At 34.8% G+C, this 11,456-nt stretch carries 10 protein-coding genes; 8 read left to right on the forward strand and 2 right to left on the reverse strand.

All coding sequences use genetic code 11. The features are described 5' to 3' along the window. Positions 1-25 precede the first annotated feature (25 nt). Both SPD48_RS05920 and SPD48_RS05925 read right to left on the reverse strand, forming a co-directional pair. Entirely contained in the window at positions 26-1,351 is a 1,326-nt protein-coding gene (locus SPD48_RS05920; protein ID WP_336257162.1) for a multi antimicrobial extrusion protein MatE, read from the reverse strand. 317 nt (positions 1,352-1,668) lie between these two features. Next, the gene (locus SPD48_RS05925) at positions 1,669-2,835 is read right to left on the reverse strand and encodes an ROK family transcriptional regulator (protein WP_336257163.1); all 1,167 of its coding nucleotides are present in this window, start codon (positions 2,833-2,835) and stop codon (positions 1,669-1,671) included. Between the two features lie 404 nt (positions 2,836-3,239). On the opposite strand from SPD48_RS05925, the gene SPD48_RS05930 reads away from it, so the two are divergent. From SPD48_RS05930 to SPD48_RS05965, 8 genes are all read left to right on the forward strand, one after another. After that, positions 3,240-4,400 carry a Gfo/Idh/MocA family protein gene (locus tag SPD48_RS05930; protein ID WP_336257164.1) on the forward strand — a complete coding sequence of 387 codons (1,161 nt, stop codon included), beginning with the start codon at positions 3,240-3,242 and terminating at the stop codon, positions 4,398-4,400. A gap of 38 nt (positions 4,401-4,438) precedes the next feature. Further along, entirely contained in the window at positions 4,439-5,455 is a 1,017-nt protein-coding gene (locus tag SPD48_RS05935) for a Gfo/Idh/MocA family protein (RefSeq protein WP_336257165.1), read from the forward strand. A gap of 15 nt (positions 5,456-5,470) precedes the next feature. Further along, positions 5,471-6,244, forward strand: a complete 774-nt coding sequence (locus SPD48_RS05940; RefSeq protein WP_336257166.1) for a sugar phosphate isomerase/epimerase family protein — start codon at positions 5,471-5,473, stop codon at positions 6,242-6,244. Between the two features lie 40 nt (positions 6,245-6,284). Continuing rightward, a complete protein-coding gene (locus SPD48_RS05945) occupies positions 6,285-7,145 on the forward strand; it encodes a sugar phosphate isomerase/epimerase family protein (protein WP_336257167.1) in 861 nt (286 codons plus the stop codon). A 60-nt stretch (positions 7,146-7,205) separates the two neighbouring features. Then, entirely contained in the window at positions 7,206-8,267 is a 1,062-nt protein-coding gene (locus SPD48_RS05950) for a Gfo/Idh/MocA family protein (RefSeq protein WP_442962121.1), read from the forward strand. 115 nt (positions 8,268-8,382) lie between these two features. After that, positions 8,383-9,411, forward strand: a complete 1,029-nt coding sequence (locus SPD48_RS05955) for a TRAP transporter substrate-binding protein (RefSeq protein ID WP_336257169.1) — start codon at positions 8,383-8,385, stop codon at positions 9,409-9,411. Between the two features lie 39 nt (positions 9,412-9,450). Further along, the gene (locus tag SPD48_RS05960; protein ID WP_336257170.1) at positions 9,451-9,957 is read left to right on the forward strand and encodes a TRAP transporter small permease; all 507 of its coding nucleotides are present in this window, start codon (positions 9,451-9,453) and stop codon (positions 9,955-9,957) included. 137 nt (positions 9,958-10,094) lie between these two features. Beyond that, on the forward strand, positions 10,095-11,393 hold the full coding sequence (locus SPD48_RS05965) for a TRAP transporter large permease (protein WP_336257171.1): 1,299 nt from the start codon (positions 10,095-10,097) through the stop codon (positions 11,391-11,393). Positions 11,394-11,456 lie beyond the last annotated feature (63 nt).

Consider the following 11,456-nt stretch of genomic DNA (forward strand, 5'->3'; position numbering starts at 1 on the left):
TCATGTGGAAAAAAGAGTCGGACTGTTAATTCCGACTCTTTTTAATACGTACTGTTCTTCTAGCGTAATGGCCACTCATTTTATACACGATGATACCTACGATAAGGAATCCTGCTATTTCTCCAATAGATGCTGCGATTGAACCGTTTATTCCATTTAAATCAGGCCATAGACGGACAAAAATAATGAGACTAATCACTACAAAGATCAAATTACCGACTTGGGCAAGTAGCATTCTATTTGTTTGGCGGCTTAACATTAAAAATCCATTTAGAAAATCAACAAATGGGAAAATAAGTGTTTTAATGATAAAAAATTTAAGCACCGCAATCGTTGTAATTGCTAAAGTTTCATCTGCTCCCATTATGTTTTGCATAAAGATCATCCCAAATGAAGTGTAACAGATAACACAAAGTAACAATGTTGGAATAATACTTGAGATGATAAAAAAAGTAATCACTTTTTTCTTATCAATTTGATAAAACTGTAATACTAACTGGTGAGCATACATAAAAAAACTAAGCATTAAATTCGTAATACTAAAAGCAAGCGCGAAAGAGGCAATACTCATTTCAATATCACTTGATTTTGCCAATAAAATATAGATGATAGGAATAAGCAATGTTTGCAACATGAAATAACATACGAGTGGGAAATAAAACGTAGATATTTCCCGCTGAGAAAGTTGATCGGTATTTTCGTTCGCAAAATCAGTTTTTAAAAGGGAATTTGCTTTAAAAACACTGACAACACATTCGATTATCATTCCTAGTAAAAAAATATAAGCTCCACTTACACTTGTTATGTAATCAAAGACGACAAATAAAAATGCGAGTAAAAACATAGCAAGTAGTCTCACGATTACTCCGATTGTTAACCAGTTTGTCGCCAGTTTCTGTATTATAATTCCTTGATATAATCCTCTTATTCCTGAAAATATGATGACAATAATTAGGACTTGGAATGTTATCGAAATAGCTTTCAACATATCTGGAGTAGCATTAAATAACTGGATATACATCCAGTCACCTAGCGTTGTGAAGATTATAATAGCACTTATCACCATAATACCTGCCAAAATATATAGGAAAAAAATGCTTAATGTTTTAAATGACTTCCGGTCATTAACTAATGTAGAAGACGCTTGTCTAAACACAATCATTGGTCGCTCTATAATTCCGAATACTGACATGGCGACGGCGTAACATGCAATAATAAAAGCTGCATCTTCTCCACGGCTTAATGTGCCATTAATAATGACATGTGTAATTGAGGTCAGGCTTGCAGAAACTCCTAATGGAATGAAAAATGCGCTTAACTGTTTATAAGTAAGGCGATCATTTTGTTGCATGCTATTATCCCTCATCTCTTGTTTTATATTAACTGGCGCAATTAACAACGTTGTTATTTAGGCTGTTGATTATTAAGTATAATGAAGTTGAACATAATTTACAAATAGGAATATTGAAGAACACTACTTACTCATTTACTAATATCGAAGAGAACTTCATCGTTTTTACGAAGAAAATTCACCAAGTTATAACAAATATTAAATTTTACAAAAAAGGATTACTATTTTACTAGAGTAATTAGTTATTAATGTAATAAATTATTTCTGTCATAAAATTTAAAAATAATGATTTATCTTAAATATATTGAATTCTTTCGTTATTCAATGCGAGATTGTCTTAAAAATTCATTCAAAACTAGAGCGCTTGCACCAATAACCCCGCTGTCTTTCCCAATAGTTGAATGTGCTAGTTTAAAAGTACGCTTTAAAGGTTTCCACATATGCTCGTCTGTTATTTGCTCTATATCTTCTAACAAGATAGGATAATCTTCAATCATAGGGCCTGCTAGTAAAACGACTTCAGGATTATACATACAAATTACATTCGCAATCGTTATTCCTAAGTATTTTTTAGCACGATCAATTAAGTTCTTACTCCATTCCTCTTCTTTATCGTAAGCGATAAATATCTCCTCAATGGGAACTTGGGCGTATTTTTCTAATTCGGAAGAACAGATAAATGTTTGTAAACAACCTAGTCTTCCGCAATCACATAACTGTCCATTTGGTTCCATTGTTATATGTCCAATTTCTCCTAGAGTGTTACATGTGCCTCGAGAAATTTCTCCATTGATCATTACCGCTCCACCTACACCACTTCCAACGTGGATACAAACCGCATCTTTATAATTTTTAATTGTGCCGAATAGGCTTTCTGCCAGTAAAATAGAACGGACATGGTTATCGACATAAACATCATACATTAACCGAGATTGTAAGTATTCTTTTATTTCGACTTCATTCCATTGAAATTGGGGTACCATTAATGCTTTTCCCTCTGGCCAAGTTACTAAACCAGCCATTGTTAGGCCGATTGCAATTATTTTTTCATCATACTTAGGGTCAGTTTCTTCAAGTAGTAAAGAGATTTCAGAAGCAACTTTATCTAAGACGACTTCTGGCTTTCCTTTTTCCTCACTTTTAAATTGCCTTTTAGTTAGTACAGTACCATTTAAAGATACGAGTGCAATCTGAACGGAAACCACATCTATTTCTATCCCAATAATATATGCTCCATGTGGATTTATTTCTAGAAAGATAGCTTTTCTTCCAACTTCTCCTTTTTCCTGTCCGCTCTCAATTACCAGTTCATCCTGAATAAGCTCTTTAACAATTTTTCCAACTGTCGTATTGCTCATTCGGGTTAATTCAGCCAATTGTGAGCGAGATATTTTCTTATGTTTTTGAATTAAACTTAATAACAGAAAATAATGATATTTTCTGACATTTTTTTGATCGTATTTCAATTGGGACGTCACAACCATTCCAGCTCCTTTAAGTTAATATTTCATTTTATTATTAAACTTTATTTAATAACAATTATTTTATCATTGCCTTCCATATATTTCAAATGCGAATTTAGTCCATTAAGTTTAATAAATACATTAAAAAACGTTGACAATATTAAAATAATTGTATATCATAGCAAATAATTACAAAAAATCTAGCTAATTATTAATCTAAGTTTAATATCTAAATATTTTCACTTGATTAATTATTAAGCAAAGTTTATTAATTGGTTAGTCACTTTTTACATTATGGTTTAATTTAAGGCAATTAAATGTCTCTAAATTATTTAAACTAAAGAAGTTTGTATAAAATTTTCTTAATTTTTGTACAAAAATATGAACCTCTGTTGTGTTTACAACTAGTTAAGGAGAGAAGAAAAATGCAAAAAGTTAGATTAGGTATTATTGGATTAGGAGTTCAAGGAAGTGTTTATGCAGAGTTCCTGACAGAAGGAAAAGTGAAAAATATGGAACTAGGGGCAATCTGTGATACTGACCCAAAAAAGAAAGCGATTGCAGAAGGGAAATATCCAAACATTCCTTTTTACGAAAATTATATAGAATTGCTTGAAAACGGAAAAGTAGATGCGGTTATTACATGTGTACCTCATTATCTGCATCCGGAGATAGGCATTCAAGCTTTAGAAAGAGATATTCATGTACTTGTAGAAAAACCTGCCGGCATTGATGCAAAACAAGTAAAAGAACTAAACAAAGTAGCGGCATCGAAACCAGAGTTGACATTCGGAATTATGTTTAATCAAAGGACAAATAAGCTCTATCAAAAAGTGAAAGAAGTAATTAATAATGGAGAAATTGGTAGAATTCGTGCGACTAATTGGTTGATTACAACATGGTGGCGTCCTCAAGCTTACTATGATGAAAGTAGCTGGAGAGCGACATGGGAAGGTGAAGGTGGGGGAGTTCTAGTTAATCAAGCCCCACACCAATTAGATTTGTTTCAGTGGATCTGTGGAATGCCTAATAAAGTCTTTGCGAATATAAAATATGGAAATCATCGTGATATTACAGTAGATAACGATGCGACTATTGTTCTGGATTATGGAGATGGAGCAACAGGTGTATTTATTACCCGGACGCATGATCTGATCGGTACCGATAGATTAGAAATTTTAGGGGATAAAGGAAAGATTGTTGTTGATGACAGTAAAAAGCTGACTATTTATCGACTTCATGAAGATGAGGCGAAAACAAATGCACGAATGAAGCAAGAAGATGTGCAAACTGTTGTTTCCGGAGGTGGATTAAAAGATATTTACTCCGAAGAAACCTCTGTTTTTGAAAGTAAATGGGGGGAACAGCATATTAACGTATTGAAAAACTTTACAGCAACTATTTTAGGAGAAGAACCCATTTTAGCACCGGGCAGTGATGGGATTTATGGAGTAGAACTGGTTAACGCTATTTATCTTTCAAGTTGGCTAGGGAAAGAAGTTTCATTACCAGTTGACGAGGAACTGTTTTTACAAGAATTAAATAAAAGAATTGAAAAAGAAAAACAGAACTCGGTGCATCAATAATTCATACGTTTCCAAATGGTTCTAAGGAGATTAGACATATGCTAAAAATTGCAGTTATAGGTTTAGGTGATGTTTCAAAAGTACATCTTTCAACAATCCGATCGAATCCAGATGTGACCTTGGTTGCAGTATGTGATTTGGACGAATCATTAAATAAATTAGTATCAGGAGTAAAATTTTACACTAATTATAAAGAAATGCTAGAAAATGAAAGACTTGATTGTGTACATATATGTTTGCCACATCATTTACATTATGAAGTTACAAAAGCTTGTGCAGAAAAAGGAATTCATATCTATTTGGAAAAACCACTAGCGCACACAATGGAAGAGGGGTTATCTATTGTTAGATTAGAAGAGAGACTTCCTGATGTTAAAATATGCGTCTCTTTACAAAATCGGTTAAATGACACATTCAGAGTTTTAGAGAATGAAGTTACTAGTGGTAGATACGGAAAAATAATAGGAATCAAAGGAATTGTAACTTGGTTTAGACCAAAAAGTTATTATTACACGAAGGCTTGGAGAGGACAAAAGGAATATGCTGGTGGAGGAGTTTTGATCAACCAAGCAATTCATACATTGGATTTAATCCAATTACTTGGAGGAGAAATTGAATCGATTAGAGGTAAGTTAAGCAACTTGCATGATTATAATCTGAATGTTGAGGATACAGCGGTTGTCAATATGTATTTTACTAGCGGAGCGAAAGGTCTAATTGTAGCAACGACAGCGAATGCGATCGATTCGAGTATTGAGTTAGAGGTTGTTTGTGAACAAGCTCAGTTTACGATTAGAAATGAAGCTCTATATAAATATACAGCCGATGAAGGCGAAGTTAAATTAATAGAAGATGAACAGTTTCAAGGAGAAAAATTCTATTATGGAGCTGGCCATCACAAGTTAATTAATCAATTTTATCAATGTATATTAAAAGAAAAATCGAGTTATATACATGCGAAAGATGCTTTCATATCACTTAGAATAATTGATGCAATTGAGAAGTCTTCTATAGAAGATAAAGAAATAATATTGGCAGAAAAAATTAGTAATTAAACAGAGGTGCTTAAGATGAAATTTGGAGTATGTGTTGCAAATGTAGAAGAAGCAAAAATTGCAGAAGAAGCAGGATTTGATTTTGTTGAATGTCAAGTAGTTTCACTAGTTCCAGAAGAGAGCGAAGAAGCTTTTCAAAAAGTATTAAATGAATATAAAAAGTTATCGATACCTGTCAAAGCATGTAATGTATTTTTACCTGGTGATCTAAAAATTGTAGGAGAAAATATAGATCAAAAAAGGATAGAAAATTATGTGAAAACAGCTTTAAATCGTGTCAAAGAACTTGGAGCTGAAACCGTGGTATTTGGAAGTGGTGATGCACGGACCATTTCGGAGAGTGAATATCCTCGTGAAAAAGTGGAAGGACAAATTATTGAGTTTCTACAGTTAGTAGCTGATGAAGCAAAACGTTTTGGACTTACGATTGTTATCGAGCCACTTAATAAAAAAGAATCCAATATAATAAACAGCGTATCAGAAGGAGTAGAATTTGCTGAAAAAATTAACAGACCGGAGATTCAGGTTTTGGCAGATTTTTATCACATGGATGAAGAGCAAGAACCGATAACTGATATCGTAAAGAATAAGGATTATTTGAAACATATCCATTTAGCGGATACACACCGTCATCAACCGGGAACGGGAAGTTATCCTTATGATGAATTTGTACGTTGTGTAAAAGAAGCAAATTATAATAATAAACTTTGCATTGAATCGATTTGGACAGAATTTAACGTCGAAGAATTACAAAAATCTTTAACGTTTATAAAAGAGCAGTTTCAATAAGCTCTTTTATAAATAACTAATTATATTGGAGGAATAAATGATGAAACAGGGAAAAATAGGAGTCCAGATGATGATGCTGAAAGAAAGTGTCGCCACAATTGGGGTTTATGAAACGTTAAGAAAATTAAGGGATATTGGATATCGCTATATTGAAATCTCTCAAGTCCCAATGACTCCTGAAAATGTTAACCAATTTAAACAAGCGATAGAAGACTTTGATATAAAGGTAGCTGCAATGTCTGCGTTTATTGAACCTGTTGCAAAGGGTTTACCTGGTGATTCATTAAGGGATGATTTTGATAAAATTGTAAACGATTGCAAAACGTTAGATTGTAATTTTTTAAGAATTGGGATGATCCCATTAAATCTGATGGGAAATAAAGATAAAACCATGGACTTCATTTATAAAGCTGAAGCAGAGGCAGAGAAGCTAGCTGAGCATGGAATTGAACTATATCATCACACTCATCATGTCGAATTTGAAAAATATGATGGCAAATATTTGTTAGATATAATGAGGGACACAACAAAACGGTTAGGATTCGAGTTAGATGTTCACTGGATTCAAAGAGCTGGAGAAAATCCTATTGAAATGATTAAACAATATAAAGGAAGAGTTGCCTTACTTCATTTAAAAGATTATCGAATTGGAAGATTAAATCTAACTGAGGAAGAGCTTGCAGACTACGATAAATTCATGAAAAAGTTTGTAGATGTTATCGAGTTTGCGGAAGTCGGGGAAGGGAGCTTAGATATGAAGGGGATAATTGAAGCAGGACTGGCTAGTGGAGCAGAGTATTTTATAGTCGAACAAGATGATACGTATGGTGATGATCCATTCGACTGCTTACAAACATCCGCTGAAAATTTAAAAAAATTAGGGTACGGAGACTGGTTTTAATAGAAACACAACTATTGATCATTATATAAAGCGGGAGTGAAGACTTTGGCTAAAGATGGAATGAATTATGCACCAAAAGGTAAACCTAATCCGGTTGTTAAAGAGGGAGAGTTTCCAATTGCAGCAGTAGCCCTCGATCATGGGCATATATACGGAATGTGTAACGGATTGGTCGAAGCAGGAGCAACAATAAAGTGGGTGTATGACCAAGATGAAAAAAAAGTGGCAGACTTTCTTGAAAAGTTCCCGGAAGCGCAAGTTGCTCGTTCTTTAGATGAAGTTCTGGAAGATGAAGAAGTTTTATTGGTAGCTGCAGCAGCAATTCCTTCAGAAAGAAGCACGTTAGGAAATCAAGTAATGAAATCAAATAAAGATTATTTTACCGATAAAACTCCGTTTACAACAATGGCGCAATTAGAAGAAACGAAACAGGTCGTTCAGGAAACACAACAAAAGTATATGGTGTATTTCAGTGAACGATTACATGTTGAAGGAGCTGTTTTTGCTGGGGATTTAGTAAAAGAAGGGGCAATCGGTGAAGTAATACAAGTTACCGGTTTTGGGCCTCACCGGTTGAACGCTCCGAGTCGGCCGGATTGGTTTTTTAATAAAGCACAGTATGGTGGCATTTTGTGCGATATTGGAAGCCATCAGATTGAACAATTTCTTTATTATGCCGGATGTAAAGATGCTCAAATCTTGCATAGTAAAGTGGCGAATTACAATAATCCAGAATTTCCTGAGTTAGAGGATTATGGAGATGTGACATTAGTTGGTGATAATGGGGCCACCCAATTTTTTAGAGTAGATTGGTTTACCCCTGATGGATTGAGTACTTGGGGAGACGGACGAACGTTTATCGTTGGAACCGAAGGGACAATTGAGATAAGAAAATATGTAGATTTGGCTCGGGATACTTCTGGTGATCATGTCTTTCTTGTTAATCAAAAAGGAGAACAATATTTTAATGTTTCGGGAGAAGTTGGATTTCCGTTTTTTGGACAACTTATCCTAGATTGTATTCACCGTACAGAAAACGCGATGACTCAAGAACATGCCTTTAAAGCTGCTGAACTTTGTTTAGTAGCACAAGAAAATGCAGTCAACGTAAAAGGACAGTAATCTCTATTCAAAAAAGGTGGTGGTGCACGTCTGGCAAGGGGCTATTTGATTAATTGTTATTGGAAATTAAGTCAGGAACAATCCGATTCATAGGATAAAAACTAGGGGGATGAAAATGAAGAAATGTAACTTTATTGTGCTAATAGCGATATTACTTGTAGGACTACTTGCAGCTTGTGGAGGAAAATCGACTGATAACGGATCAGCTCAGTCGGGAGACTCTAATAATAAAGAAGCAAAGATGATTAAATTAGCTCATACACAAGCACCAAGCCATCCGGTTCATTTGTCAATGGAAAAGTTTGCTGAATTAGTCGAAGAAAAGACGGGTGGGGAAGTAACAGTTGAAATTTATCCAAGTGGACAACTTGGTGATGAGAGACAATATATCGAATCACTTCAAGCTGGAACACTCGATATGGCGAAGGTGTCTGTTAATTCTTTAGAAAATTTTGAAGATATTTACTCTATTTTCAGTATTCCTTATTTATTTGAAGGGATTGAACATGGAAAGAAGTTTATGAATAGTGAACATGTCAAGGAAATCTATCAATCTACTGAAGACTTGGACGTTGTAGGTATTACTTGGTATGACGCTGGTGCGCGTAACTATTATACGAGTGATACTCCAATTGAAAAACCAGAAGATATGGAAGGCCTTGTTATGCGAGTTCAATCAAGTGAAATATTAATTGAAGCAGTCGAAAGACTTGGAGGTAGTGCAACACCGATCGATTGGAATGAGCTTTATACTGCGATCCAGCAAGGAGTTGTTGATGGAGCGGATAATGGAATCGTTGCTTTTACTGAAAATAATCTTGGCGAAGTAGCAAAACATTTTTCCTTTACAGAACATGTTTTTTCTCCAGATGTACTGCTAATTAAAAAAACATTTTTGGATGATTTAACTCAAGAACAGCAAGATGCCGTCATGGAAGCTGCTGAAGAATCAACGGCATTTCATACTGAAACATGGGAAAAAGAGAGAGAAGAAGCTATTAAGAAATCCGAAGAAGTTGGGGTCACTATTTATTATCCGGATCTAGAGCCTTTTGCTGAAGCGTTGAAACCGATGAAAGAAAAATTTGCCGAAGAAAATGAAGAGATTGCAGAGTATATATCAATTATTGAAGAAATGAAATAAAGAAAAAGTTTCTAATCTGAACATAAAGTGGTGAGTGTAATGAAAAAGGTGAAGCTCGTTTTAGACAGGATTTTGGAAGTATTAATGGGTACGTTACTTGTCACTATGGTATTCATCGCGTTATGGCAAATTTTTACGAGACATGTATTAAGTAATTCAGCCAGTTTTACAACAGAATTTTTAAGGTATGCACTATTATGGTTGGCATTATTAGCTGCTGCATATTGTTTTGGTAAAAAAGCTCATCTTGCGATTGTATTTTTAAAAGAAAGATTTAGTGGGAAAATGTTGTTTATTATTGACCTATTTACAGAACTTACCGTTATTTTCTTTGCAGTTACGGTATTAGTATATGGAGGATCGCAAGGTGTGAGTATGGCAATGGCAGAGATGTCACCGACACTTCGTATTCCAATCGGCTATATTTATATCGCATTCCCAATCTCAGGTATGTTTATCGTATTTTATAGCCTCTTTAATATAGTCGATCTTTTTCGCGGTACAAAAGTAAATGAAGATTATGAAGTGACACAGTCGACAATGTAATACAATTCTGAGTTAAAACCGTTTCGTGCATGTGATTAGTATGTATACCGCATAGTTAGAGGTGGTGACATACTAATCATATCTCATTATTTGTTAGTGAACTTCTATATTTTATAAGTGAAGACAGGAGGCTAATTATGGCACTGGAGATAGGAGTTATTTTATTGATTGTGTTTGCGATCCTGCTTTTTTTAGGGGTGCCCATTGCAATCAGTTTAGGAATACCGACGATCGTGACAATGCTGACTTTATATGCATTTGATGTGACAGCTTTTTCTTCTGCTCAGTCGTTGTTTAATTCGATATCAAGCTTTACATTACTCGCAATTCCATTCTTTGTTTTATCCGGAGTGATGATGACTCATGGTGGAATATCAACAAGGTTAATTAATTTCGCCAAACTTTTAATTATGCAATTGCCAGGTTCTTTAGCCCATACAAATGTTGTAGGTAATATGTTGTTCGGTTCGATTTCGGGTTCTGCAGTAGCCGCTGCAGCTTCAATTGGTGGATTGATGTCTCCACTGCAAAAGAAAGAGGGATATGATAAAGAATTTTCGGCAGCTGTAAACGTAGCTTCTGCACCAACTGGACTGTTAATTCCACCAAGCAATACATTGATTCTTTTTTCGCTCGTTAGTGGGGGGACATCAATCGCAGCTCTATTTATTGCTGGGTATATTCCAGGGATTTTGTGGGGAATTGGTGTCATGGTTGTCGCCTATTTTATTGCGAAGAGAAGAAAATATCCGGTCGCAGAAAAAATGCCTTTCCGTGAAGGAATGAAAGTAATTATTCAGGCGATACCGAGCTTGTTATTAGTCATTATTGTGATAGGTGGCATTATTTTAGGTGTTTTTACCCCTACAGAAGCAGCATCTGTTGCTGTATTGTATGCATTTATTCTTATGCTATGTTATCGGACTTTCAGTTTTAAAATTGTTCCTCAAATGTTATTAGAGACGATTAATGTGACGGGAGTAATTATGTTTTTAATCGGTGCGTCTTCCATGATGACCCATATTCTGACTGTTGCCGGTATTCCAACGGCGATTACCAATTCGATCTTAGGGATAACAGATAATCCTACGTTAATATTATTAATTATTCTTTTTGTTTTATTGCTCGTTGGAACGTTTATGGATATTGCTCCTGCAGTATTAATTTTTACCCCGATTTTTCTGCCTATCGTTCAGAGTTTCGGAATGGATGTCATCCATTTTGGAATTATAATCGTTTTTGCAATGTGTATCGGCGGGATCACTCCCCCGGTTGGAACAATTTTATTTGTCGGTTCGAGTATTGGAAAAGTACGGCTAGAGCATATGATTAAGCCAATGTTGCCTTTTTATGCAGTAATTATATTTGTGTTGCTTATCGTTACATATATTCCGCAACTTAGTCTGTTTTTACCAAAATTGTTTGGATTAATCTAGCGGAATATAAATTTATTGGTAAAAAAGAAGTGAAACATGACGTGTCTATGTTCTAAAAAACAG

Origin of the sequence: Pseudogracilibacillus sp. SE30717A, assembly GCF_037071985.1 — a bacterium.
GTDB lineage: Bacteria > Bacillota > Bacilli > Bacillales > Amphibacillaceae > Pseudogracilibacillus.